Origin of the sequence: Streptomyces macrolidinus, from assembly GCF_023887685.1 — a bacterium.
Classification (GTDB): domain Bacteria; phylum Actinomycetota; class Actinomycetes; order Streptomycetales; family Streptomycetaceae; genus Streptomyces; species Streptomyces macrolidinus.
On the sequence record NZ_JAMWMR010000015.1, the window covers coordinates 27,825 to 53,583 of the forward strand.

At 70.0% G+C, this 25,759-nt stretch carries 21 protein-coding genes, 1 tRNA gene and 2 pseudogenes; 12 read left to right on the forward strand and 12 right to left on the reverse strand.

Annotation, left to right across the window (positions count from 1 at the left end):
• The first annotated feature begins 8 nt into the window (after positions 1-8).
• From NGF19_RS17650 to NGF19_RS17680, 7 genes are all read left to right on the forward strand, one after another.
• The gene (locus NGF19_RS17650) at positions 9-1,583 is read left to right on the forward strand and encodes an FGGY family carbohydrate kinase (protein WP_252425908.1); all 1,575 of its coding nucleotides are present in this window, start codon (positions 9-11) and stop codon (positions 1,581-1,583) included.
• Between the two features lie 71 nt (positions 1,584-1,654).
• On the forward strand, positions 1,655-3,328 hold the full coding sequence (locus NGF19_RS17655; protein WP_252425909.1) for a glycerol-3-phosphate dehydrogenase/oxidase: 1,674 nt from the start codon (positions 1,655-1,657) through the stop codon (positions 3,326-3,328).
• Positions 3,325-4,878, forward strand: coding sequence for an FAD-binding oxidoreductase (locus NGF19_RS17660; protein WP_252425910.1), 1,554 nt, complete (start codon positions 3,325-3,327; stop codon positions 4,876-4,878). The genes NGF19_RS17655 and NGF19_RS17660 overlap by 4 nt, the downstream gene beginning before the upstream one ends.
• 42 nt (positions 4,879-4,920) lie before the next feature.
• Complete coding sequence (locus tag NGF19_RS17665; RefSeq protein ID WP_252425911.1) at positions 4,921-5,583, forward strand: glycerol-3-phosphate responsive antiterminator; 663 nt, start codon at positions 4,921-4,923, stop codon at positions 5,581-5,583.
• Between the two features lie 6 nt (positions 5,584-5,589).
• On the forward strand, positions 5,590-5,892 hold the full coding sequence (locus NGF19_RS17670) for a putative quinol monooxygenase (protein ID WP_252425912.1): 303 nt from the start codon (positions 5,590-5,592) through the stop codon (positions 5,890-5,892).
• Positions 5,889-7,028: a zinc-binding dehydrogenase gene (locus NGF19_RS17675; RefSeq protein ID WP_252425913.1), complete on the forward strand. Its 1,140-nt coding sequence runs from the start codon at positions 5,889-5,891 to the stop codon at positions 7,026-7,028. Before NGF19_RS17670 ends, NGF19_RS17675 begins: the two co-directional genes overlap by 4 nt.
• A gap of 257 nt (positions 7,029-7,285) precedes the next feature.
• Positions 7,286-9,334 carry an alkaline phosphatase family protein gene (locus NGF19_RS17680; RefSeq protein WP_252425914.1) on the forward strand — a complete coding sequence of 683 codons (2,049 nt, stop codon included), beginning with the start codon at positions 7,286-7,288 and terminating at the stop codon, positions 9,332-9,334.
• A 46-nt stretch (positions 9,335-9,380) separates the two neighbouring features.
• Here NGF19_RS17680 and NGF19_RS17685 read toward each other — a convergent pair whose 3' ends face one another.
• Together NGF19_RS17685 and NGF19_RS17690 are read right to left on the reverse strand one after the other, a co-directional pair.
• Positions 9,381-10,601 carry a cytochrome P450 family protein gene (locus tag NGF19_RS17685; protein WP_252426015.1) on the reverse strand — a complete coding sequence of 407 codons (1,221 nt, stop codon included), beginning with the start codon at positions 10,599-10,601 and terminating at the stop codon, positions 9,381-9,383.
• A 192-nt stretch (positions 10,602-10,793) separates the two neighbouring features.
• Positions 10,794-12,020 (reverse strand): PucR family transcriptional regulator, encoded by a 1,227-nt coding sequence (locus NGF19_RS17690; RefSeq protein ID WP_252425915.1) that lies wholly within the window; start codon positions 12,018-12,020, stop codon positions 10,794-10,796.
• 126 nt (positions 12,021-12,146) lie between these two features.
• Between NGF19_RS17690 and NGF19_RS17695 the strand changes: the two genes are divergently transcribed.
• From NGF19_RS17695 to NGF19_RS17715, 5 genes are all read left to right on the forward strand, one after another.
• Positions 12,147-12,725, forward strand: a complete 579-nt coding sequence (locus NGF19_RS17695) for an urease subunit gamma (protein WP_252425916.1) — start codon at positions 12,147-12,149, stop codon at positions 12,723-12,725.
• Entirely contained in the window at positions 12,722-14,410 is a 1,689-nt protein-coding gene (locus NGF19_RS17700; RefSeq protein ID WP_252425917.1) for an urease subunit alpha, read from the forward strand. The genes NGF19_RS17695 and NGF19_RS17700 overlap by 4 nt, the downstream gene beginning before the upstream one ends.
• Before the next feature lie 17 nt (positions 14,411-14,427).
• Positions 14,428-16,071, forward strand: a complete 1,644-nt coding sequence (locus NGF19_RS17705; RefSeq protein ID WP_252425918.1) for an amidohydrolase — start codon at positions 14,428-14,430, stop codon at positions 16,069-16,071.
• Between the two features lie 56 nt (positions 16,072-16,127).
• Positions 16,128-17,459, forward strand: a complete 1,332-nt coding sequence (locus tag NGF19_RS17710; protein ID WP_252425919.1) for an MFS transporter — start codon at positions 16,128-16,130, stop codon at positions 17,457-17,459.
• A 492-nt stretch (positions 17,460-17,951) separates the two neighbouring features.
• Positions 17,952-18,470 carry a hypothetical protein gene (locus NGF19_RS17715; protein WP_252425920.1) on the forward strand — a complete coding sequence of 173 codons (519 nt, stop codon included), beginning with the start codon at positions 17,952-17,954 and terminating at the stop codon, positions 18,468-18,470.
• A 604-nt stretch (positions 18,471-19,074) separates the two neighbouring features.
• On the opposite strand, the pseudogene NGF19_RS17720 reads toward NGF19_RS17715, so the two are convergent.
• The 10 genes and pseudogenes from NGF19_RS17720 to eboE all read right to left on the reverse strand — a co-directional run.
• A pseudogene (locus tag NGF19_RS17720) lies at positions 19,075-19,477 on the reverse strand (IS5 family transposase); the annotation flags it as partial.
• Between the two features lie 70 nt (positions 19,478-19,547).
• Positions 19,548-20,181 (reverse strand): annotated as a pseudogene (locus NGF19_RS17725) (transposase family protein); the annotation flags it as partial.
• Positions 20,182-20,319: 138 nt separating this feature from the next.
• Positions 20,320-20,694, reverse strand: coding sequence for a DUF3710 domain-containing protein (locus NGF19_RS31145; RefSeq protein ID WP_372505681.1), 375 nt, complete (start codon positions 20,692-20,694; stop codon positions 20,320-20,322).
• Positions 20,645-20,857: a DUF3710 domain-containing protein gene (locus tag NGF19_RS31150; protein ID WP_372505676.1), complete on the reverse strand. Its 213-nt coding sequence runs from the start codon at positions 20,855-20,857 to the stop codon at positions 20,645-20,647. Before NGF19_RS31150 ends, NGF19_RS31145 begins: the two co-directional genes overlap by 50 nt.
• A gap of 37 nt (positions 20,858-20,894) precedes the next feature.
• Complete coding sequence (locus NGF19_RS17730) at positions 20,895-21,185, reverse strand: hypothetical protein (protein WP_252425921.1); 291 nt, start codon at positions 21,183-21,185, stop codon at positions 20,895-20,897.
• Positions 21,186-21,316: 131 nt separating this feature from the next.
• Entirely contained in the window at positions 21,317-21,691 is a 375-nt protein-coding gene (locus NGF19_RS17735; RefSeq protein ID WP_252425922.1) for a hypothetical protein, read from the reverse strand.
• Between the two features lie 57 nt (positions 21,692-21,748).
• A tRNA-Leu gene (locus NGF19_RS17740) sits at positions 21,749-21,833 on the reverse strand.
• A 246-nt stretch (positions 21,834-22,079) separates the two neighbouring features.
• Entirely contained in the window at positions 22,080-23,129 is a 1,050-nt protein-coding gene (locus NGF19_RS17745) for a sugar phosphate isomerase/epimerase family protein (RefSeq protein WP_252425923.1), read from the reverse strand.
• A 46-nt stretch (positions 23,130-23,175) separates the two neighbouring features.
• Positions 23,176-24,591 (reverse strand): alkaline phosphatase family protein, encoded by a 1,416-nt coding sequence (locus NGF19_RS17750; protein ID WP_252425924.1) that lies wholly within the window; start codon positions 24,589-24,591, stop codon positions 23,176-23,178.
• The gene (gene eboE, locus NGF19_RS17755) at positions 24,588-25,757 is read right to left on the reverse strand and encodes a metabolite traffic protein EboE (protein ID WP_252425925.1); all 1,170 of its coding nucleotides are present in this window, start codon (positions 25,755-25,757) and stop codon (positions 24,588-24,590) included. Before eboE ends, NGF19_RS17750 begins: the two co-directional genes overlap by 4 nt.
• Positions 25,758-25,759: the final 2 nt, after the last annotated feature.

Genomic DNA, 25,759 nt, shown 5'->3' on the forward strand with positions numbered 1-25,759 from the left:
GGGCTGCCATGACGCAGACGTTCCCCGGCGCCTCCCCACGGCGCGGTGTGCTGTCCATCGACGAAGGCACCACGGGCACCCGGGCCGGGATCGTGCTCGAATCGGGCGCCGCCCACGAGGTGTTCTACCGGTCGATCAAGGTCAGCCACCCGGACGACCTCTCGGTCGAGCAGGACCCGATGGAGATCTGGAGCGCCACCCTCGAGGTGGCGCGCCGGGCCGTCGGCCGGGCGCGTGAGGACGGCATCGAGATCACCTCGGTCGCGCTGTCGACCCAGCGGGCCACGGCGATGCTGTGGGACCGGGTCACCGGGCGCCCGCTGCTGCCCGCGGTGGTGTGGCAGGACCGGCGCAACGCACACGAACTCACCGCCTACGAAGCGGAGTGGGACGCCGTTCTGCTGGCCCGGCAGGGCCGCCCGGTCGGCGCCCGCTCCCCCTTCCTCTGGGCCGCCCACCAGATCACCGCGCACCCGGAGGTGGCCGAGGCGCACCGGGCGGGACGCCTGCTCTTCGGCACCGTCGACACCTGGCTGATCTGGCGCCTCACCGGTGGCGCCGTGCACGCCACCACTCCGACCAACGCCGCGTCCACCGGGGGCTATCTGCTGGAGCGACACGCCTGGGACGAGGCGTGGATCGCCCACCTCGGCTTCCCCCTCGACCTGCTGCCCCAACTCCGTTCCGACGACGCCGGTTTCGGTACGACCGACCCGGCCGCGCTCGGTATCGCCGTCCCCCTGGCGGCCTCCATGGGCGATCAGCACGCCGCGCTGATCGCGCTCGGCGGGCTCGCGGCCGGACAGGGCATGTGCGTGTACGGGACCGGTGCGTTCGTCGACGCGGCGACCGGCACCACCCCCGCCCTGCCCCGGCCCGACATCACCGGAGTACTCGCCCATCCCGGCCGGCGGCAGGGCGACATCAGCCACTACAGCCTGGAGGCGTACGCCTCCACCGTGGGGTCCGCGCTGCGCTGGCTCTGCGACGATCTGGGGCTGTTCGCCTCGCCGAAGGAACTCGGTGAGGAAGCGGGCCGGGTCCCCCGCCGACCGGGCCGCACCCCGTGTCTCGTCCCGTCGTTCGCCGGGATCCGTACGCCGGTCTGGCACCCGAAGGCCACGGCGTCGCTCACCGGACTCACCCTCGCCACCACACGCGCCGACCTCGCACGCGCCGCGCTCGACGGGATCGCGCACTCGGTGTGCGACCTGATCGACGGGGTCGCAGGCACCATGGGCACACCGTTCACCCGGCTCCGGGTCGGCGGCGGCGTGTCCGGCAGCGACCCGCTGATGCAGATCCAGGCCGACCTGACCGGCCTGCCGCTGGAACGGGTCTCCGACTCCGCCACCGCGAGCCTGCGCGGCACCGCGTATCTGGCCGGGGTCGCCCAAGGTCTGTGGTCCTCGCTCGAGGAGGTCGTCGAGGCGCAGGAGCGGGGCCGGGTCTTCGAACCGTCGATCCCGGAGGCCGAGCGCACCGAGTCGCGGGCCGCCTGGCGCGACGTGCTGATCGCCCATCTCGACGACCCCGCGCTGCTCCCCCTGCGGGATACCCCCGAACCTCACGCCCCCCACTGACGGCCCCGGGTCGTCGCACCGGCGGCCCGCACCGACGGGGCCGTCGAACCGAAACACCAGGAGTTGATGTTGTGATCACCATGCCCGCCCGGAAACCGCGGCGCAACGCCGGGGCGACCCGCCGGACGCCGCTGCTGCTCGACCGGGCCGCCATCAAGCGCCGGCTGGCCGACGACACGTACGACGTCCTCGTCATCGGTGGTGGCGTCACCGGGGCGTACGCCGTGCTCGACGCCGCCTCGCGCGGTCTGCGCGCGGCCCTGGTCGAGAAGGACGACTTCGCCTCCGGCACCTCGTCGAAGTCGTCGAAGATGGTGCACGGCGGCCTGCGCTACATCGAGCAGGGCAATGTCAATCTGGTCCGGCACTCGCTGCTGGAGCGTCACCGCTTCCGGAAGAACGCACCGCATCTGGTGCACCGACTGCCGTTCCTCTTCCCGATCCTGGAGAAGGAGGGTGTCTTCGACGCCCGCCTCGCCAAGGGCTTCGAGGGCCTGCTGTGGACGTACGACCTGGTCGGCGGGTGGCGTATCGGCAAGCTCCATCAGCGGCTCACCGTGCCCGAGGTGCTCGCTCAGGCGCCGACGCTGCGCGCGGAGAACCTCAAGGGCGGGCTGATGTACTTCGACGCCCGTACCGATGACGCCCGTCTCGTCCTCACCATCGTCCGTACCGCCGCCGCGCTCGGTGCGACGGTCCTCAACGGGGCCAAGGCGGAAGGGCTGTTGACGCAGGCGGGCCGGGTGTCCGGTGCGCGGGTCCTGGCGGACGGCGACAGCATCGACATCCGCGCGCGGGCCGTCGTCAACGCCACCGGGGTGTGGACCGACGAACTGGACGCGAAGGCGGACGACGGCCACACGCCGCAGGTCCGGCCCGCCAAGGGCGTTCACATCGTGGTGCCTTGGGACAAGGTGCGCATCAACTGCACGGTCACCGTGCCGATTCCGGGCCGGGCCCGCCGGGCGACCTGCACCCGCTGGGGCAACAACGTCGTCCTGGGCACCACCGACGAGGACTACCAGGGCTCCCTGGACGACGTGCACTGCACGCGCCAGGAGATGGAGTTCCTGCTGGAGGGCGCCAACACCGCCTTCGAGGGGAAGCTCACCCCGGACGACGTGGTCGGCTCCATCGGCGGTCTGCGCCCGCTGGTCGGCGGCAAGGAGGGCGCCACCCTCGACATGCGCCGCGACCACCACATCACCATCGGCCGTACCGGCATGGTGACCGTGACGGGCGGGAAGCTCACCACGAGCCGGCACATGGGCGAGCTGGTCATCGACAAGGTGATGACGGTGCTCGGCCGCAAGGGCAGGAGCCGCACCACCGACCTCCCGCTCCTCGGCGGCGCCGGTTACGACTCCGAGGCCGTCGCCGCGTCCGGTGGCGTCGCCGCGCACCTGGGCGAGCGCTTCGGCACCGAAGCCCGGTTCGTCGGCGATCTCATCCAGGACGACCCGTCGCTGGCGGAGCCGATCGTCGCGGGACTCCCGTACACGAAGGCGGAGGTCGTGTACGCGGCCCGCGCCGAACTGGCCCGGTCGGTCGACGACGTCCTCTCCCGCCGCACGCGTGCCCGGCTGTTCGCCCGGGACGCCTCCGCCGACGCCGCCGAGGCCGTCGGCGCGATCCTCGGCCGGGAACTGAACCTCACGGACGCGGAGGTCGAGCGCTCGGTCGCCGAGTACCTCGCGGCCGTCCGTCATGAGAAGTCCGTACTCCTCGAAGGGGCAGCAGCATGATCAGCCGTCAGACCATCACCCACCCGTTCAACCGGGGCAACTACACCGTCGGGGCCCCCAGCTTCGCCAAGTGGGCGCAGAAGACGCCGATCGGCGACGGCGAGGCCGCGCTCCAGGTGGACCCGGTCGAGGTCCCCGCGTCCGTGGTCGAGGCGCTGCGTGAGGCCGCGCACGCGGTACACACCTCCCGCGACGAGGTCGTCACCCGGACCCGTGACTGGTGGGCCGGTTCGATGATCGGCGAGACCGAGGGCCGTCCCGCGACCCCGAACGCCGTGATCGTCGAGGTCGCCGACGCCGACCAGGTCGCGGCCGTGCTGCGGATCTGCCATGACGCCGGTGTCCCGGTCACCCCGTCCGCGGGCCGCTCCAACGTCACCGGCGCCGCGCTGCCCGTCTTCGGCGGCGTCGTCCTGGACGTCTGCGGGCTGGACCGGATCACCGGCTTCGACGCCGAGTCGAACGTGGTGGACGTCCAGGCCGGCATGTTCGGCGACCTCTTCGAGAAGCAGCTCCAGGAGGAGTACGGCGTCACCACCGGCCACTGGCCGTCCGCGTTCGCCGTCTCCACCGTCGGCGGCTGGATCGCCTGCCGCGGCGCCGGTCAGCTCTCGACCCGGTACGGCAAGATCGAGGACATGGTCGTCGGCGTCGACGTCGTGCACGCGGACGGCACCCGCGCCACGTACGGCGACTACGCGCGCGCCGCGGTCGGCCCCGACCTGCGCCAGTTGTTCGTCGGCTCCGAGGGCACGCTCGGCGTCATCGTCTCGGCCCGCCTGCGGGTCCACCCGCTGCCGGAGTACGCGAGCGCCGTGGCGTACGGATTCACGTCGTTCGCGCAGGGCCTGGACGCCTGCCGCAGGATCATGCAGCGCGGTGCCACCCCGGCCGTCCTGCGTCTGTACGACGCCCTGGAGTCGGGCACCCACTTCGGCCACCCGGAGACCAACCTCCTGCTCATCGCCGACGAGGGCGACCCGGCCATCGTCGACGCGTCGATCAAGGTGGCCAGGGAGGTCTGCGAGGAGTACGGCCCCGAGCTGGACAGCCAGGCCGTCTTCGAGCGCTGGCTGGACGAGCGGATGCTGGTCGGCAAGTCCGCCGAGGGCTTCACCCCGGGGCCGGGCTTCGTCGCCGACACCCTGGAGATGGCCGCGTCCTGGACCGACCTCCCGGTGATCTACGAGGAGGTCGTCGCCGCGATCGAGGCGGTGGACGGCACGCTGGCCGCCTCGGCCCACCAGTCCCACGCGTACACCGACGGCGCCTGCGTCTACTTCTCGCTCCGCGGGGACGTGGCGCCAAAGGCGCGCCGCGACTGGTACCGCGCGGTGTGGGACGCGGCCAACGCCGTCCTCATCAAGCACGCCGCGGCGCTCAGCCACCACCACGGCTGCGGTCTGCTGCGCGGCCCCTACCTGGAGGAATCCCTCGGGGCCGCCTTCGCCACGTTCGTCGCGGTGAAGCGGTCCCTGGACCCGGCCGGCATCCTCAACCCTGGCAAGCTGGGCCTTCCCAGCCGTTTCGGTACGTCTCCGCTGAACTGACCTCAGCAGCCACGGACCCCTCATCTCCAGGCAGGCCCCGTCATGAGTCCTCTCCCGTCCCGCTCCAGTGCCGCACTCGACGCCCGGCTGGTCGCCGCGCTGGCCGAGGTCCCGGTCATCGCGTCGGTCGTCGGCACCCAGCCGCTGCGGCAGTTCCTGGGCGCACCGGCCAAGGTGTGTATCGTCGCGTCGCTCACGGTGGGGCAGTTGCCCCAGGTCGTGCCGACGCTGGCGCGGGCGGGGAAGACCGTGTTCGTGAACGTGGACAGCAGCCCCGGTCTGGCCCAGGACCGGGGCGCGCTGGAGTTCATCAAGAACATGGGCGCGCAGGGCGTGGTCAGTACCCGGCTCTCGCTGATAGAGAAGGGCCGGCCGCTCGGCCTGCTGACGATGATGAAGGTGTTCGTCACCGACCGGTCCAATCTGCGCCGTTCCACGGACGCGGTCTCCCGTGGGGCGCCGGACCTGGTCGAGATCATGCCCGCCCCGATCGTCGCCCGGATGAGCGAGCAGGCACAGCGCGCGATGTCCCCGTCGGTCGCCGCGGGCTTCGTGGAGAGCCCCGCGGACGTGGCGCTGGCGCTGGCTCTCGGGGCCGTCGCCGCCGCCACGTCCGACCCTCGCCTCTGGCATCTGCGCCGGGACCGGCTTCCGCCGGTTCCGCCCGCCGCTCTGAAGAGGCCTCCCGCACCGTCCCAGGAGTAAGACCCCATGTCATACGTCGTCGTCGCCCGTTACCGCACGAAGGAAGGCGCGGAGAACACCGTCCTCCCGCTGCTCGACACCATGGCCACCGCGTCCCGTCAGGAGCCGGGCAACCTCGCCTACCGCGTCCACCAGGGCACCGAGGACCCGCGGGCGATCGTGCTGTACGAGGAGTACGTCTCCGAGGCCGACTTCACCGCGCACTGCGCCACCCCGCACTTCCAGGACATCGTGCTCGGCAAGGTCGTCCCGCTGCTGGAGACCCGTGAGGTGCTGCGCTGCACCCCGCGCCCCGAGGTGCGGGCATGAAGACCCGTGCGGTGGTCCTGCGCGCCGTCTCGACCGCCCGCCCCTACGGCGAGACCCGCCCGGTCGAGGTGGAGGAGCTGGAGTTGGGCGCCCCGCGCGAGGGCGAGGTGCTCGTCCGGATCACCGCCGCCTCGCTCTGCCACTCGGACCTGTCGGTGGTCAACGGCGACCGGGTCCGCCCGCTGCCGATGGCGCTGGGGCACGAGGCGGTGGGCATCGTACGGGAGACCGGACCGGGCGTGAGCCGGGTCCGTCCCGGTGACCATGTGGCCCTGGTCTTCGTGCCGAGCTGCGGCTTCTGCGCCGACTGCGCGGCGGGGCGGCCCGCCCTGTGCGCGCGGGCCGCCGCGGCGAACGGTTCAGGGGCGCTGCTGCACGGCCCGTCGCTGCTGACCGACGCCTCCGGCGCCCCGGTCCACCACCAGTTGGGTGTCTCCGCGTTCTCCGAACACGCGGTACTGGCCCAGGAGTCGGTGGTGCCGATCCCGAAGGACATCCCGTTCACGGTGGCGTCGATGTTCGGCTGCGCGGTCCTGACCGGCGCCGGAGCCGTCATCAACACGGCGGGGCTGCGCCCCGGCCAGTCGACGGTGGTCTACGGCCTGGGCGGCGTGGGCCTGTCCGCGGTGCTGGGCGCCCGCGCGGCGGGGGCGTACCCGGTCATCGCGGTCGATCCGGTGCTGGAGAAGCGCGAGTTGGCCCTCCGCCTGGGCGCGACCCATGCGTACGCCCCCGGCGAGGCGGTCGAGGCGATCCGTGAACTCACCTCCGGTGGAGCCGAGTTGGCGGTCGAGGCGGTGGGCAGCCCGAAGGTGATGGCCGAGTGTCTGACGGCCGTGGCCCGGGGCGGCACGGTCGTCTCGGTGGGCCTGCCCGCCCCCGACCGGGTGCTGGAGGTACCGGCGTTGGCGTTCGCGGGCGAGGGCAAGTCCCTGCTGGGCTCGTACATGGGCGACGCCGTACCGCGCCGCGACATACCCCGGTTCCTGGACCTGTGGCGAGCGGGCCTCATGCCGGTGGAACGGATGCACACGGCCACCCTGCTGTTGACCGACATCAACTCGGCGATGGAGGAACTGGCGTCGGGCCGGGCGATCCGTCAAGTCATCGACACATCGGGGATGTTGAACATCTGACCCGCACGCGACACCACCAAGAGCCCCGACGGCGCTCCTTCCCCTCCCGGAAGGAGCGCCGTCGGGCCTAGGGCCTGTCGTCAAATTCCCGTCTGCCCCCACGAGTTCCTCGACCACGGCCATACCCGGTCCGGCCACTCGGAAGTTACGGTTCCTCCCATGGCTGACGGTGTGTCCGCGTTACCACTCCCTGCCCCCGCCCTCCCCCGCGACGCGCCCCGCCCCTTCTCAGCGTTCTCTCCCCGGAGGTCCCACTGATGAAGCCCACCCTCACCGAGCCCTCGTCCGCATCCCCCGAGAGTCCCCACGCTGAACTCCGCGTCACGCGACGCAGAGCGCTCCAGACCGCCGCGGGTGCCCTGGGAGCGCTGGCCGTCGGCGCCGTCGCCGATGTCGCCGCCGCGCCGACCGCGCGCGCCGCCGACCACGTCCTGCCGAAGGGCTTCAACGGCGACATGTCCGACCTGAAGCACGTGGTGGTGCTGATGCAGGAGAACCGCTCCTTCGACCACTACCTCGGTCAACTGCCGGGCGTACGAGGGCATCACGACAAGCAGGTGCTGAAGTTCCAGGACGGCACCGACGTGTTCCAGCAGCGGGCCGCCGACGGCACCATCGTGACACCGGCCGTCTCGACCGCCACCTGGGGTGACAACCACAACTTCTACGGCGCCAACGGTGGCCGCTGGAACACCTGGGTGAAGGACAAGGGCGACCACTGCATGTGGTACTACACCCCCGACCACATGCCCTGGATGTACTCGCTCGCGTCCCAGTACACCGTCTGCGACATGAACTTCTGCTCGCTGCACGGCCCGACCATCCCGAACCGCTACTACCTGATGTCCGGCACGGCGGGCGGCGAGACCACCAACGCCGGGCAGAACGACTACACCCGGACCTGGCAGACGGTGCCCGAGCAACTGCAGCAGGCGGGCATCGACTGGCGTGTCTACTCGGACAACAGTGGCCATGGTGTCGGCGGCAGCCTGCAGAGCGGATTCGTCGGCGAGTACGGCTGCAACGTGACGAACAGCTTCCGGGCGTTCGACCCGCGGATCGCGAGCGAGGCGGACCTCGCCCCGGGCACCGGCAGGATCTGGAAGGCCAACTCCTTCGTCTACTCGGGCGCGACCACGCCCGACGACGACTCCGAGGAGAACCTGGACGCGGTACTCAGGGACTTCATCGCGGCCTGCGCGCCGGGAGCCGAGCACCCGCTGCCGGAGGTGTCATGGGTCGTCATGCCGGCTGCATGGAGCGAGCACCCCGACTTCGACACCGTGCACGGCGAGCGCTATATGAACAAGGTGCTCCGGACGTTGCAGAGCAACCCGCGCATCTGGAACCACACCCTGGTGATCATCACTTACGACGAGAACGACGGGAAGTTCGACCATGTGCTGCCACCGCGCCCCGAGCCGGGCACGGCGGGCGAGTTCTCCGGCACCACTCCGTACGGCTTCGGTCCGCGGGTGCCGATGCTGCTGGTCTCACCCTGGACGCGCGGCGGCCATGTCGCCTCGGAGGTGTTCGACCACACGTCGGTCATCCGGTTCCTCGAGACCTGGGCCGCGCACCTGGGCAAGCCGTTCACCTGCCCGAACATCACCGACTGGCGCCGCTCGATCGCCGGTGACCTGACCAGCGCGCTCGACTTCGCCCACCCCCGGCCGGGCCCCGTGGAGATCGCCGACCCGGTCGACGGAACGCCGCCGACGCTGCCGGAGGGCGGACTGAAGCCACGCGGCCTCTCCTTCCACCCGCACGCCACGCTCACCGAGGACCGCGCCACCGGCACGGTGACCCTGTCGATGACACTGACCGGCGGCCCGGCAGGCAAGGCCGTGAGCCTCCAGGTCTTCCCGGACAAGTACCTGGACTTCTCGAACACCCCGTTCACCGTCTCGGCCTCGACTCCTCGCCGATACACCTGGAACACGAACGAGACGGACGGAAAGTACGCCTTCTCCGTCTACGGCCCCGACGGCTTCCTACGCTCCTTCGCCGGCCGACTCACCCCCGCCGCCCGAACCAACGCCGCGATCCCCCGCGTCGAGGCGAAACTCGTCCCCGGCCCCACCGCCAAGCTCCGCCTGACCCTGCACAACGACGGCAGACGCGCGATCCACTACACCCTGACAGCGAACGACTACGCAGGCGGCACCCGGCGCTGTACCGTGTCCCGCGGCAAGCCGGTGGTCATCAACTGGCCGACCGAGCAGGGCTACTACGACGTGGTGATCACCGCCGACACCGGAACGGGCTGGACCCAGCGGTACGCGGGCCGAGTGGCGACGGCCTGAGGAAGCGGCCGGGGGAGGCACGAACCCGGAGCGGTCGGCCCGGCTGTCACCGCAGTCGGACGGGCAGCCGCTCCGGTCCCCTGATGAGCATGCCGCCCCGCCAGGTGATCGTGGCAGGATCGGCGTCGAGTGCGAGGTCGGGGCAGCGCCGCAGCAGGGTGCCGATCGCGACCCGGCCCTCCAGACGTGCCAGCGGCGCGCCCAGGCAGTGGTGGATGCCATGGCCGAAGGCCATGTGGCCACGTGCGTCACGACGTATGTCGAAGCGCTCGGCATCGGGAAAACGCGCGGGGTCGCGGTCAGCATCTGCCAAGGCCACAAGCACCAGTTCCCCGCCGCCCGCCACCACCGTGCCGCCGATGTCGAGCGGCTTGGTGGTGAAACGGTACGTCGGGGTCTCCACCGGTCCGTCGTAGCGCAGCATCTCCTCGACCGCGTTCTCCAGCAGTGAGGGATCGGCTCGCAGGGCCGCTGATTGCTCGGGGTGGGTCAGCAGAGCCAGGACGCCGTTGGAGATGAGGTTGACCGTTGTCTCGTGACCCGCGACCAGAAGCAGCCAGACGGTGCCCAACAGTTCACCGGCTGAAAGCCGGTCGCCGTCCTCGTCGGTGACGCGGATCAGTGCGCTCAGCAGGTCGTCTTGGGGTTCCCGCTGCTTGCGCGCGATCAACTGGGCGATGTACGCGCTCGCGGCGTCCGCCGCGGCAACTCGCTCGTCCGCGTCTTGGGACGTCAGGGCAGTGTTGGACCATGTCCGGAACGCCTCGCGGTCCAGGGACGGAACGCCGATGAGCTCGCAGATCACGGCGATGGGCAATGGAAAGGACAGCACTTCGACCAAGTCGGCGCGGCCACCGGGCCTGCCGAGCGCCGCGTCCAGAAGGCCGTCGGTGATTTCCTGCACCCGTGGCTCAAGGGCCCGCACACGCGCAGGCGTGAACTCCTTCGCCACCAGCTTGCGCAGTCGCGTGTGGTGCGGTGGATCGGAGTTCAGCATGTGGCGGCCGGCAGCCAGGTTCGGCAGACCGAGGCCCGGGGAGGCGTTCGACCAGTCCTTGGACAGACTCGGATCCGCCAGCACCGCGCGCCCCGCCTCGTGACCCACGACGAGCCACGCTTCTGCCCCCTCGGGCATCCGTACGCGGTGCACAGGGCCTTGAGCGCGCAGCGCCGCGTATACCGAGTACGGGTCGCAAGCGAAGTCATGGCCGAGACCAGCGAGGTCCACCACATCACTGGCGTTCGAAGAACTCTTCGCATCCGCCATGCGCAGTCCATCCTTCTGATGGGCGAAGTACCGATCTGGTCTGCAACGTGCAAACGTATCCGATAGTGCACGCATACGTAGCGGCCGATCCGGCCAAACAACGACTGGTCGACGCGGTATGCGTTCCGCAACGCTGCCCACGTTCTTCGGGCAGAACGCCTCGCCGAGCCAGACTCTCGCGAGGGTCCGGATCTACGTGTCCCGTACCGCCCGGCCGCGGGAGCAGCGCAGGGCGAACAGCACAGTGGCCGCCTCCGAGGGTCTCGTGGGCTGGTAGCCGGTGAGTTCTGCGAACCGGCTCAGCCGGTTGAGTACGGTGTTGCGGTGGCAGTACGACTGCCGCGCGGTCTCCGCCACCGACCCGGACGCGCAGTACGTGATCACCGTGGTCAGCAGCCGCTCCCGCTCCTGCGGAGGCAACTGGTCCAGTGGTGCCAGCACCGCGTCGGCCAGCATCTCCCCGACAGGACCCAGCCGCGCCGCGGCCACGGGCATCCACGCATCGCTCAGCGTCACGGGCCCCGACGTCTCGTCGCCGTCCAGCGTCGCGGCGATCGCCTCGGTCACCCGGACCACATCGGGAACGCGGGCCAGTCCGTGCGCTACCGGGCCGAGGGCGCACGGCACGCCGTCCAGCCAGTCGGGCGGCGGTGTGCGCGCCGCGCGGGGCAGTCTGGCCACGAGCACCAGCATGCCGTTGTGCTCCTGAAGGTGCGTCACATGATGTGACATCCGTGCCGCGACGGCCCTGCGCAGCTCCTGCTGGAACTCGGGCGGCGCCGTCGCCACCGCGAAGTCCGACTGCGTACTCACCTGGAGCAGGGTCGCCACCTGCGCGACGAGTTGCTGGTCCCGGCCGTCCGACGCCAGCAGCCTGCCCATGAGCGCTGTCCTCTCGCGCTCCCGCTCGCGGGCCAGTACGGCGACCTCGTCGAGGTAGGCGGCGTGCACCTGCACGGTATGGAACTCCACGACCTCCCACACCCGCACCGCGCCTCGGGTCAGCTCCGGCAGATCGGCCGGCCGGGTGCGCTCCAGGAACGCGGTCCACAGCACCCGGAAGTCCATGCGTACCGCCTGCAGCAGCCGCTCCAGCGGTATGCCCTGGTGGGCCCGGCGGCGCCCCAACCGCTCCGGCACTCCGCTCAGTTCACCGGGCACCGGGAGGCCGCCGATGAGGCGGAGAAGCAGTTCGAAGCAGGCGCGCGCGGTATCGCGCAGGTCGTCGTGCGTGACCGTCGACCGGTAGTCCTCGAACGTGGAGACCTCGGCGACATAGCGGACGACCAGCGCGTCCACGTCGTCCAGGCAGTCGCGGACGAGCGCCCTCAGCTCGGCGGAGACCGGTGCCCCGGCCTCGTCTCCCGGCCGCGACACAGCGCCGCCCACCGGATCGTCGCCGCTCAGTGGATTGTGCATATGCCCATTATCCGTGCCCCATCGTGGAGCGATTCGTCATTGTTCACCCCCGGATCCACCGGGCAGAGTGCGGTGTACACCTCAGCGTGGCCACCGGGCGGCGCAGGATCCGGAGGGAACGACCCCATGCACCTCACACCGCGCGAACAGGAGAGGCTGACGCTCTTCACAGCGGCCGAGCTCGCACGGCGACGGCTGGCCCGTGGGGCGTCGCTCGGTGCGACGGAGGCCATCGCCCTGGTGTGCGACGAGGTGCTGGAGATGGCTTGGGACGGCGTACCGCTCCCGGAGATCCTCGACCGCGCCCCCGGCATCGTGCCGCGGGACCGGCTGCTGCCCGGTGTCGCGGAGACCGTGCCCGGTATCCAGGTCGAGGCCCTCTTCCCGCACGGCTCCACCCTGGTCCACGTACCCGAGCCGTTCGGGTCCGCCGAGGACACGGGCCCCGGCGGTGTGCTGGTCGCCGAGGGCGAGGCGGAACTCGCCCCGGGCCGCCCCCGCAAGCACCTGACCGTCACCAACCGGGGCCCGAGGCCCGTCTGGATGTCCTCGCACTTCCCGCTGGAGGAGGCCAACAGCGCCCTCGAGTTCGACCGTGAGGCCGCCCGCGGCCACCGGCTGGACCTTCCCGCCGGGACCTCGACCGAGTTCGAACCCGGCCGGGCGCGCACCGTGACCGCGGTGCCCCGAGGAGGAGAACGATGAGCCGACTGTCCCGGCGCGCGTACGCGTCCCTGTACGGTCCGACCACCGGCGACCGGATCCGGCTGGCCGACACCGACCTGTGGATACAGGTCGAGGCCGATGACACGGAGCCGGGCGAGGAACTGCTCGGCGGCTGTGGCAAGACGGCACGCGACGGTCTGCTCGTGGCGGGCCGCGCCGACCGCGACAGCGCGCTGGACATGGTGATCCTCGGCGTGGTCGTCCTGGACCCGCTGATCGGCGTGCGCAAGACCAACATCGGTATCAAGGACGGCCGCATCGTCGGGGTCGGCCGGGCGGGGAACCCCGAGACGGTCGACGGTGTGGAACTCGTCGTCGACTCCCACACCGCGATGATCACCGGCGAAGGGCTCCTCGCGACCCCCGGTGTGGTGGACTCGCACGTCCATCTCTCCAGCCCGGAGGTGGTGCCCGCGGCGCTCGCGGCGGGCGTCACCAGCCTGGTGGGCATGGGCATCGGCGGCGTGTGGGACGTCGGGGCCAACCCGGCCTACAACCTGCACAGCCTCATCGAGGGCTGGCGCGACGCCCCCGTCAACGTGGCGTTCCTGGCTCGCGGTTCCTCGTCCTCGCAGGAACTGCTGGAGCGCGCGGTGCTCGCCGGCGCCGGCGGGTTCAAGATCCACGAGGACTGGGGAGCCACTCCCCGGATCGTCGACACCTGCCTGGGCGTCGCCGAGCACGCCGACCTTCCGGTCGCACTGCACACGGACACCCTCAACGAGTCCGGGTACCTCGCCGACACCCTCGCCGCCACACGTGGGCGCACCGTGCACGCCTATCACGTCGAGGGGGGCGGCGGTCATCCCGACCTGTTGGAGATCGTCTCCCAGCCGCACGTCCTCACCTCCTCCACGACGCCCACGCTGCCGCTGACACCGGCGACCGTCGCGGAGCTGTTGCCGATGACGATGACCGTGCACCGCGGCCACCACGGGATCGACACCGATGTGTCGATCGCGGCGAGCCGGGTGCGCGAGCACGCCATCGCCGCCGAGAACGCCCTGCACGACCTCGGCGCGATCAGCATCGTCAACTCCGACTCCATGGGCATGGGACGGATCGCCGAGACCGCGCGCCGCACCTGGCAACTCGCCCATGTCCAGGCCCACTTGGCCGGGGAGACCGGCCCCGACGTCGTCAACAACGAACGCGTACTGCGCTATCTGGCCAAGATCACACTGAATCCGGCGATCGCCCATGGCATGGCCTCGGACGTGGGATCGCTGCGGCCCGGCAGCATCGCCGATGTCGTGCTGTGGCGCCCTGCCACCTTCGGTGCGCAGCCGGAGCTGGTGTTGAAGTCCGGCTTCGTCGCCTGGGGGCTGTCCGGGTCGGGCTCCGGTTCCACCCGGCTGACCCAGCCCCGGGTGATGAAGCCCTACTTCGGCGGTCTCGGCGGCGCTCCGCGCCGACTGTCCACGGTCTTCGTCTCCCAGGCATGCCTGGACGACCGTGCCGCGGCCGAGGCGCTCCCCCGAGGAGTCCGCTACACCGCGCTGCGGAACAGCCGGGGTCTGACCCGGGGCGACATGGTCGCCAACACGGCCGTACCCGATGTGCAGGTGCCCAGAACCCCCGACGCGGTCCTGGTCGACGGACGGCCCATCGACATCCACCACGCCGCCGACCTGCCGCTGACCCGGCTGCAGAACCTGGCCTGAGATCCGAAAGTCACCCCATGCTCGACCTCCTCATACGCAACGCCCGTATCCGCACCGTCGACGACGACCGCCCCCGCGCCCATACCCTCGGCGTCTTCGCGGGGCGCATCGTCGGACTCGACGAAGCGGTGGAGGACCTGCCTGCGCGCACCACACTGGACTGCGGCGGCGCGGTCATCGTCCCCGGCTTCGGCGACGCCCACAACCACATGGTCTGGTTCGGCCAGTCACTGGGCGAACTCGACCTCAGCGGGGCCACCACGCTGCCGCAGATCTACGAGGCGGTCGCCCGCCGGGCGGCCGGCCTCCCCTCCGACGCCTGGATCGTGGGCTCCGGCTACGACGACACCGTCATGGGTGCGCACCCGCACCGCGGCGAGCTCGACCGGGCGGCCGGCGGACGACCGGTGTGGCTCAAACACCGCTCCGGGCACATGTGCGCGGTCAGCAGCGAAGTACTGCGCAGGACCGGCGTTCTCGACGGCACCACCGCCGAGCCGGAGGGCGGCGTCATCGTCCGCGACGACCGCGGCGCCCCGACCGGCCTGCTCCAGGAGCGGGCCCAGGGCCTGGTGTCCGCCCTCGTCATGCCCTACCCGGTGACCGAACTGGCCGACGCCGTCGCCAGGGCGAGCGCCGTGTACGCCTCCGAAGGCCTCACCCACGTCGTGGAGGCGGGGATCGGACTCGGGCTGATCGGCCGCAGCCCTGTCGAGGCCGCCGCTTACCAACTCGCCCGCGAACGGGGCACGCTGAGCACCCGGGTCGAGCTGATGGTGGCCGCCGACAACCTGCACGCCCTGCGCGCGCACGCCGACGACAACATCACCACAGGACTCGATCTGGGACTGCGCTCGGGCTTCGGCGACGACCGGCTCCGGCTGGGCCCCATGAAGATCTGGCTGGACGGATCCCTGATCGGCCGCACGGCCGCGGTCTCGGAGCCGTTCTGCGGACACGCCCACGCGACAGGCGTCTTCCAGAACGGCCCGGAGGACATGCGCCGACTCGTCGTGGCGGCGCACCGGGCCGGCTGGCGGGTCGCCGCGCACGCCATCGGTGACAGTGCCGTCGACCTCGCCCTCGACGCGTTCGCCGAGGCCCACCGCGTCGCGCCACGCCACGACGTACGGCACCGCATCGAGCACTCCGGCGTGGTCCGCCCCGATCAGCTCGACCGCTACGCCGAGTCGGGCGTGGTCCCCGTACCCCAGCCGCACTTCCTCTACGAGGTGGGGGACACCATGGCCGAGGCTCTCGGCTCCGCACGGACCCCGTGGATGTACCGGCACCGCTCCTTCCTCGACCGGGGGGTCCGGGTGCCGGGCAGCTCCGACCGGCCCGTGGCGCCCGGGGCACCGCTGCTCGGGATGCAGTCCATGGTCGAGCGGCTCAGCAAGGCGGGCACCGTGCTCGGCGCCGACGAGCGGGTCACCGCCGAACAGGCCCTGCGCGCCTACACCCTCGACGCGGCGTGGGCCAGCCATGACGAGGACCGGCGCGGCAGCATCACCCCCGGCAAGCACGCCGACTTCGTCGTCCTTTCCGACGATCCCGTCGACATCGACGCCGGCCGTATCGGCGCGATCGATGTCCTTGCCACCTTCGTGGCCGGTACCTGCGTACACGGCACCGACGTACTGGCTGCATCACCCCGGTGAAGCCCACCCCCCGTCCCCACGGCCGCACCGCCACGGCCGCACGCAAGGAGTCAGATGTGAACACCCTGAGCAAGGCCTCCCCGCAGTCTCCACCGGGCACCTCGGCCGACGTCACCGGCAAGGACGCCGGGCGGGTCGCCTTCGCCGCCTTCGTCGGCACGGCACTGGAGTGGTACGACTACTTCCTCTTCGGCACCGCCGCGGCCATCGTCTTCAACCGGCTGTACTTCACCACGCTCAACCCCACGGCAGCCACCATGGCCGCCTTCGCGACGTTCGGTGTGGGATTCGTCGCCCGGCCGATCGGTGCGCTCCTCTTCGGTTGGCTCGGCGACCGGATAGGACGCAGACCGGCCCTGCTCATCACCGTGGTGATGATCGGGTGCGCCACCGGCCTGATCGGCGTGCTGCCCGGCTACAGCAGCATCGGAGTCGCCGCGCCGCTGCTGCTCGTCACCCTGCGCCTGCTCCAGGGCATCGCGGTCGGCGGCGAGTGGGGCGGTGCCGTCACCCTCGCCGTCGAACACGCCCCTCCCGGCAAGCGCGGCCGTTACGCGGCGCTGCCGCAGGTCGGTTCGCCCGTGGGCACCCTGCTCTCCTCCGGTGCGTTCTCCCTGGTGCTCCTCCTGCCGTCCGCCTCGTTCGACGCCTGGGGCTGGCGTCTGCCGTTCCTGTTCGCCTTCCCGCTGCTGCTCATCGCCGTCTACATCCGCCGCAAGGTCGAGGAGTCGCCGCTCTTCGACGAACTCCTGAAGCAGGACGAGCGGGCCAAGATCCCGGCGCTCGAAGTCTTCCGCTCGGCCTGGGGACGACTGCTGGTCGCGATGGCCTCGGCGATGCTGGGCGTCGGCGGGTTCTACCTGCTGACCACGTTCGCGATCAGCTACGGCAGCGAGACACTGGGGGTCTCACGCACCCTGATGGTCAACGCGACGCTGTTGGCCGCCGCCGTCGAGATCGTGGTGATCCTCGTCGTAGGGCGCCTGGCGGAGCGGCTCGGCCCCGGCCGGGTGACGCTGTGGGGCGGTGTGCTCAGCGCTGTGATCGCCTTCCCCGTCTTCTGGCTGATCGACACCAAGAACCCCTGGGCGATCGTGTTCGCCGTGATGGCAGGCATCGCCGTGCTGTCCGTCGCCTACGCGGTCTCCGGGGCGCTGCTCACCGAGCTGTTCCCCGCGCGGCTGCGGTACAGCGGCGTGGCCCTGGCCTACAACCTCGCCGGCGCGCTCACCGGCTTCCTCCCCTTCGCGGCGACCGCGCTGCTGAAGGTCAGCGACGGGGCCTCGTGGCCCGCGGCCCTGCTGCTCGTCGTGCTGGCTCTGCTCACCGCACTCGGCGGTCTCCTGGGAGAGCGGATGCGCGTCTCGGACAACGTCACCAGTGGCTGACATCTGTCCACCGAACGCCGCCCCTTGACGGGACGACGTTGCCTGCCGGGCACTGGCTGTGTTGGCCCCCGGCAGGCACCCGCCGACCTACGAGGCGTCATTGCAGGCAACGTCCGGCTTGCCTCCGCCCGAGTGGAGGCAAGCCGGACGTCGGCTCGCCAGGCTGACTCGTCCTCTCCTGGCCACGCCCTCACGCGCAGCCCCTGTGGTGTGCGAACCCGCAACCATCGCGGCTTCCGCAGCCAGGTCTTCCGGGGCGCCCGGCTTGCTCACTGAGGGCCCGGATGCGCGCGTGGGAGCGATTGACGGCCTGCTGAGACTCGCTGTTGCCAGTCACGCCCGACCGACCGGTCGCCATCAGCCCCGCGCCGTCCTCCGCATACCCGTACGCACGTACGCGTCCTGTGGCGATGCCGGTGATACTGGCGTAGCCGGAAGCACGAAGTGACCCGCTGGGGGGCGTAGATGGGTAACTTCCAGGTGAGTCGGGGAATGCCGCTCGCAGAGTGGAGAAACCCGGCGATCGCTGCCGAGGTCTATGCGCGGTGCACCACTCCCCGCGGTGAGGTGACCCTGACCCGGGAACGCGGCCCACGGACCCGCCCGGAAGACCACGCCGATGCGGTGGAGAGCTGGACGGTGTCCCTGCGGGACGGAGAAGCCACGCTCAAGGTTCATCGGCTCGTGGCGGACCCGCTGTTGTTGCGGCGGCGGATCCGGAAGGGTTTCGAGGGCGAGACAGACGGGGAAGCGCTCCGTTTCACCGGCACGTCCGCGCTGCGGCGCTCCCGCCGATCGGTCATGTACGAAGGGCCCACGATCGATGTCCTGATCGTGCCGCGCGCGTTCAGCCTCCGTCTTGTCGAGCGCGGAGAGGAGATCGGACTCGGCTCATTCAGCAATCAGTGGGAGGTGCCGGACCCCACGGACCACGCCGTGCTGGCCGTCTGCCTCTTCGCGTGGGCCGGGTTGGAGGACCTGCTCAGGACACCCGTGCTCCGGGACCTGTGACGGACTGGCGCATGCTTCGTCATTCAGGACCGCCAGAACCTCAACCCAACCTCCTCGCCTCCCCGGTCGTAGCTGTAACTACGGCGGACGAGGGGCGGAGGGTTACGACGGTCGGGAGCCGCCCCGCCGGACGTGCGAGTCGAAAGGCGTCACCTTTCCCTTGGGGTCCGCCGCGAAGTTGGGCTGTTCACCTACTGGAGTACCGCCCAGCCAACGCCCGTCTCTTCGGCGCCCGAATATCCGGTCCTGCGCCCGTTCCGAATCGGCATTCCATAGGTCTGTCGCAAGCCTCACGATGCGGACGACCTGGGAAGACCCCCGCCCCCAGGGCCAACCACGCGGCCACGGAACCGCCGTCGACAGACACCACCGCCCTGTGTGCCTCTTGCGACACGATGGCTGGCGCCACCATGGAGCGCGACTGCACCACCGCCCAGTACTCCAGCCGTAGATCGTGATCTTCATGGTTGTTGGGCTGCCTGTTGTTTCTCCCCCGGCACCCGCCTCAACCGGGCGGTGGTCGAGGCGCGGACTCCCTGCGCACCAGCCTTGCCTTGACCTTCCAGCCGCTGGAGGGACCAGAGTCGAGGTGGCGGCCTGCGGCGGTCAGGCCTCCACGGGATCGGCCGAGGGCGTGATCGTCCGGTTCGTCCCGCCGGTGCTTCCCCCTTTTCGGCCGGTGGCCGCCGCGTGCTGGTGGGCCCGGACTACGGTGGAGTCGATCTGCACCAGCCAGTCGATGTCACCGGCCGCGTCCGCCTGGGCCTGGACCTGCTGGAGGGCGTGGGTGAAGACACCGTCAAGGCATAGCGGCGGAAGCGGGTGTACACCGTCTTCCACGGCCCGTAGCGTTCGGGCAGGTCACGCCAGGTGATCCCGGTACGGATCTTGTACACCATCCCGTTGATCACCCGGCGGTCGTCCACGCGTGGGCGCCCCATCCCGGAGCCGGGTATGAGCGGAGCGAGCAATTCCCACTCTTCATCGGTCAGTTCATGTCGACGCACGACAACATGATCGCACCGACAAGATCACTTTGAAGACGGACGCTAGTACTCCAGCCGTGCGCCGTCATCTTCATGTCTGGTTCGCGGCTTGTCGGCGGTAATGGCCGGCCTGGGCTCGGGCCTGGTGGCGACGTCGCCAGTCGGACCAGCGGAGCCGGTGGGCTGCGTCGTGCACGGGTTGGACGACCAGCGTTGTGAACAGTCGCTGGATCTCGTTGCAGGTGAGCGGGATCAGTTCGTCCGGGGCGGGATAGCTGGTGTGGTCGTGGTCGCAGACGACGGCGAGGAAGGCGTGGGCGAGCATGGCCAGGGACCCAGCGGAGCCAGGAGGTGAAGCGGCGGAGTTGGTGCTCGTCCAGTCCGGCCAGCCCCTTTGCGGCCTGGAAGGTCTCTTCCACTCGCCATCTCGATCCGGCGACGCGGACCAGGTTGGTCAGGGGCATGGGGGCGGGTGACCAGCAGCGGTAGTAGGCGAGTTCACCGGTTCTGCGGTCGCGGCGGATCAGCAGTTGATGGCTGCCGGGCCGGGGTTCGACCAGGTCGATGACGGCCCAGCCGTAGAAGCGGTGCCCCTTGGCGCCGGCCCCTGCCGACAGCTTCTGCCAGGCCCGCCTGGGCACCTTCGCGGCCAGGGCGACCGCGCGGAACTTCCCCGCACCGGTGCTGACTTCGGCCGAGCAGGCGACCGCGAGCACGTAGCCGACCTGCGGCCCTCGGAGATGACAGGCTCTCTGCAGGCAGCGGCATTGATGGCATCCAGGCCACCGACCTCGGCCAGGGCGGCAGCCGACGAGCACAGGATGGTCCGCCAGGTCACCACACATTGGCATAATCGCTGATTATCAATTCTCTGGCAACCTCAAGTAAACCGCCATTCCCTCTCGATTAGAGTGCGCTGGCGAAACAACCGTGTCAGAGAACACGCTATGGGCCCACGTGTCTTGACTGTCGCGCAGCGCGCCATCCCCGGATACAATCCCCCTCAGGATCCACCGCGGCCCGTCACACCCCAGCATCCTGACACTCATACACCTCGATGGCTTTGCAATCTGAAGCTCGGCACGGGGCCCGACACCCGCCAGGCCTGCCCACTCCTTGACTGTTCCACCGGAACCCTTGATACTCTTCATCAATTCGCCGTGTATGGAGGTCCAATTTCTACGGGCGCTAACCCATAAACGCCTGAAGTTGGATAGCTGTTCTTCCGTACACCACAGTTACGACAACCGGGACCCAGTTGCCCCCTGCTTCCAGCCTGACTTCATCGAGACCCGACGGCAGAGGAATCTTGAGGCCTCCCAGGTCCATCAGGCTGACTCCCGCCCAGCCAGTCTCAGTCACATCCCATGGACCCGCGTCCCGTCCTCGCACCACCGACATATGCGGATCCCAACCCCTTGACTCCTCTAAAACGGGACTAAGTCAGCTCTCTCCCGAGGAAGAATTCATCCAATCTCGAAGCCCAATCTTCCGACTCAAGGCCAGCATCCATCAGCAAATCTCGCCAGTCCTCCGCCATAAACTCCAAGGCCATAACCACCCTATCGATGTCACCCCTGGATACCAGGATGACGGCAGCCAGTAGACGTTCGCCGGCATCACCACCGAACGATTCACGTTCCATTTCGTGAAGCATCGAAATTACAGCTTCCCAGTCCGCAGGAAAATCCTTCTCAATCTTCCTCGCAAGCCGTCGACTGACAGGCATAGAGCCCCTCCATTGATCAGACATGACGAGATGGAGTTGACCGCGGACAGGTCCCAGGGAGCCCAGTCGCTGATGTTGAACATGGCACCATGGAACGCCCACCCCCGGGTCTTCTCCACGCACGGTCATGCCTACAACAGAACCTGGCGTGAATGGCCGGAAGAAGTCGTCTGGCGTCCGACGAGCTGGGTGCGGATCTTGTCGATGGCCCAGGCGGGCGGCACTGCACCGCCGGATGCCCGGTACCACGCAGCCCTCGAAGCGGAGCCGACCCAGCCGTCGTTCACCCAGTGGATCAACGACGCGCAACGAGACAAGGGGGCTGCGCGGAAGAATTCCGATGCGCTGCCACCATCACTCGGAAGAAGGAATCCCCACTCGACGCGCAACGGATCCGAGAGGTCACCGAGGGTCTTGAAGACATCACACAACGCATCCACCCAGCGGATACCGATACTGAAGGCCTCCCCTGCGGAGCCCTCTGGATCGACATCACCTACGAACACGCAACGAGGACCGCGACCGCAAGGTCGTGGTCCTCGTCTCTGTATCACCAATCGTTGTGTCCGAGGGGGGACTTGAACCCCCACGCCCGATAAAGGGCACTAGCACCTCAAGCTAGCGCGTCTGCCATTCCGCCACCCGGACTAGGTGTCTGTCGCCTCTCGGGGCTTCCCCGCGGCGACATGGACAACAATACCAAGGTTTCGGAGTGGCTTTCACCTGCATATCTGCGCGGGGAGGGGCGGGGGCGAGACAGGGACTCGGGTGTGGCTTACGGTCACCATGCGGCTACGGTCCGCGTGAAGACTCACGTCAGCGGGTTCTTGTGGCTTCGTTGCCAGGGCGTGGTGGCGAGCGTGGGCGTTGTGATTCGGCCGTTACCGATCGTCGTCAGGGGCGTCCGCGCAGGGAGTGCAGGTACGTGCTGGAGCGGCGGGCGAAGGTGAAGGGGTCCGACGGGTTGTCGTGTTCGGTCTGCCAGTGGTGGGCCAGGCGCTCGCCGCGCAGCCGGGTCACGGCCGACAGGAAGCGCTCGTAGTCGATGTCGCCGTCGCCGACGTCCACCATGCGGTAGCCGTACTGGTTCGAGGGGTCGCTCACCCCGTCCTTCACGTGGAAGAGCGGGTAGCGGTGGGAGTGCTCGAGGGCGTAGTCGAGGGGTTCGAAGGGGGCGGGGGTGCCGTCGGGTCGCCGGGAGAAGCGGAACTGGCCCGCGTACGCCCAGTAGATGTCCATCTCCAGGTACACGAGGTCGGGGTCGGTCTCGGCGAGCAGGACGTCGTAGAGGCGGACCTCGGGGTCGTCGCTCGCGAAGGAGAACTCGTCGGAGTGGTTGTGCTGGTAGAACTTCATGCCGCGCGCCTTGGCCGCCGCGCCGTAGGTGTTGAACTCCTCGGCAGCCCGTTTCCAGGCGGCCACCGTCGAGCCGTAGCGGAACGGGCTCGACGCGGTGCCGATGTGCTTGAGGCCGAGGGCTTCGGCGTCGTCGAGGACCCGGGTGAGGTTCTGCGCGAAGGTGTACGCGTTCGGGTCGCTGGAGTAGTAGCCGACATGGCTGCCGATCGGGGTCAGACCGTGGTTCCTCGCCAGGCGCTTGAGCTGGGCGAGGGTGATGGGGCCGACGGCGTCCTGGGTGTAGCCGGCGAATTCGATCTCGTCGTAGCCGTACTTCTCCAGCTCGTCGAAGACAGGGGCGAAGCCGAGCGTGGCGACCTTGTCGCGCAGGCTGTAGAGCTGGACGCCGAGTCGTCCGGGCGGCAGTACGGGACGGCCGCCGCCCGCGGCGGGGGCGGGGGCCGCGGCCTTCCCGGTGGCCGCGGTGGCGGAGGGGGCGACGGCGCCCAGCAGGGCGGCGGCGGTGGTGCCCGCGGCCACCCCGAGCATGCCTCGTCTGCTGAGGCGGTGGGTCAGTTCGGGGTCGGGCCGGGAGATGCGGCTCATGCCTGGAACTCCTCGCTGTCGAAGGGCGTTGTCAGTGGTGAGTGCTTCACTGGTGACCAGTCGGATCGGTGAGACCGGCGAGTTGGAGCAGGAGTGACTTCACATCGGTGGCCGCGACGCGGTCGCCGACGGCTCGGGGGGTGGAGCAGATGAGGAGCGGACCGTCGTCATCGCTCAGCGGCAGGCGGCCATGGCTGCCGCGAATAGGTGACGGGTCGAGGGGCACGACCGCCATCCGGTAGCGCAGGCCGAGCTTCTTGCGGGCCAGGGCGGTGGCTGCCCTGACCTTGACGTAAGGGTCGAGCGGATCCATGAAGAGTTCGGCCGGGTCGTATCCGGGTTTGCGGTGGATCTCGACCAGTCGCGCGAAGTCGGGCGCGCGGGCGTCGTCGAGCCAGTAGTAGTACGTGAACCAGGCGTCCGGTCCCGCGAGGGCGACCAGTTCGCCGGAGCGCGGGTGGTCCAGGTGATGGGTCTTCTTGCCCTCGTCGTCCAGGAGTTGCTCCACGCCGGGCAGGTCGATGAGTGCGGCCCGGGTGGCGTCGAGGTCCTCGGGGCGGCGTACGTAGACATGGGCGATCTGGTGGTCGGCGACCGCGAAGGCGCGGGAGGCCATCGGGTCGAGGTACTCCATGCCGTCCTGCGTGTGCACCTCGAGGAGACCGGCGCGGCGCAGGGCGCGGTTGATGTCGACGGGGCGGTTCACGCGGGTGATGCCGTACTCGGACAGCGCGACGACCGTGCGTCCGGTGGCGCGGGCGTCCCTGAGCAGTGGCGCCATCGCGGCGTCCAGGTCGGCGGCTGCTTGCAGCGCGCGTGGGTCGTCGGGGCCGAAGCGCTGGAGGTCGTAGTCGAGGTGAGGGAGGTAGCAGAGGGTCAGGTCGGGGTTCCTGGTCCGCATGATGTGGCGGGTGGCGTCGATGATCCACTGGCTGGAGACCAGGTCGGCGCCGGGGCCCCAGAAGTGGAAGAGGGGGAACGTGCCCGATTTCTGGGTGAGTTCGTCGTGCAGGGCCGGGGGCCTGGTGTAGCAGTCGGGTTCCTTGCGGCCGTCGGAGTAGTAGACCGGACGAGGGGTGACGGTGATGTCGGTGTCGGCGCCCATGGCGTACCACCAGCAGATATTGGCGACCGTGTAGCCGGGGTGCGAGCGCCGGGCGGCGTCCCACAGCTTGTCCCCGGCGACCAGGCCGTTGTGCTGTCGCCACAGGAGTACGTCGCCGAGTTCCCGGAAGTACCAGCCATTGCCGACGATGCCGTGCTCGGAGGGCATCGTGCCGGTGAGGAAGGTGGACTGGGCGGCGCAGGTGACGGCGGGCAGCACGGTGCCGAGCGGTGCCTGGGAGCCGGACTGTCCGAGCGCCTTGAGGTGGGGCATGTGGTCGAGCAGGCGGGGGGTGAGGCCGACGACGTCCAGGACGAGGAGGGGAGTGGGGCCTTGGGTGGTCCGGGGGGCGCTCATGGGAGTTCCTTCAGACCGAGGTCGGTCAGCAGGTCGCGGGCGAGGGTGAGTTCGGCGGCGATGCCGTCGGCGAGGCGGCCTCGGGCGCGGGGCCGCAGCTCGGGCGGGAGGGACTGCCAGGTGTAGGTCTCGACTTCGAGGTGGTGGGTGAGCGGGTGCGGGCCGCCGACAAGTCGGGTCAGTGCGGCCTTCAGTACGGGCAGCGTGGAGGTGAGGGGCGCGGCGGGGGCCGCGTGCAGCGGGACGTGGAAGTGGGCGCGCCAGGCGGAGCCGTCGGGCAGGGCGTCGCCTCGCAGGGCCTCGCCGAGGTCGTCGGTGCCACGCAGGCCGGTCGGTGTGAGGGTGCGGGTCTGGTGCAGGAAGCGGGGTTCGTCGAAGGCGGCGAGGGCTTCTCGGGTCTCGGGGAGGTGGGGGTGTTCGGCGTGCAGTGCGGCGGAGAGCTGGGTCTTGACGAGGGGGACATGGGCCCGCGCGAGTGTGTCCAGGGCGGTGTGCGGATCTTCGAAGGAGGTGGCCAGGTGGCAGGTGTCGACGCAGATGCCGATGCGGTCGTGGGCGATCGAGGCCAGCGGGGCGATGGCGTCGCCGGTGGTCTCGATCACGCAGCCGGGTTCCGGCTCCAGGCCGACGCGGATGGACCGGCCGGTCAACTCGGCCAGGGCGTCGAGGCGTCGGCCGAGGGTGCGCAGGGCGGTGCGGGCTGTTGTCGCGCGCCGCTCGTCCTCGGGGGTGCGCCAGGCGAGCGGCAGGGTGGAGACGGTGCCCTCGGTGATGTCGTCGGGGAGCAGGGACGCGAGGATGCGGGCGAGGTCGGTGGTGTGGTGCAGGCGTTGCGGGTCGGCCCAGTCCGGCTGATAGACGCGGTACTTGACCTGTTCGGTGCCGAAGCCTTCGTACGGGAAGCCGTTGAGGGTGACGACCTCGAGGCCCCGGTGGTCGAGTTCGGTGCGCAGGCCGCGCAGGGCGGACGGGTCGGTGACCAGGGCGTGGGCGGCGTCCCTGGCCAGCCACAGACCGATACCGAGACGGTCGCGGCCGAGGCGGCGGCGCACGGGCTCGCAGTGGTCGCGCAGTTGGGCGAGGACGCCGTCGAGGGTCTCGGCCGGGTGGACGTTGGTGCAGTAGGCGAGGTGGACCGTGGTGCCGTCGGGGTGGCGGAAGCGCATCG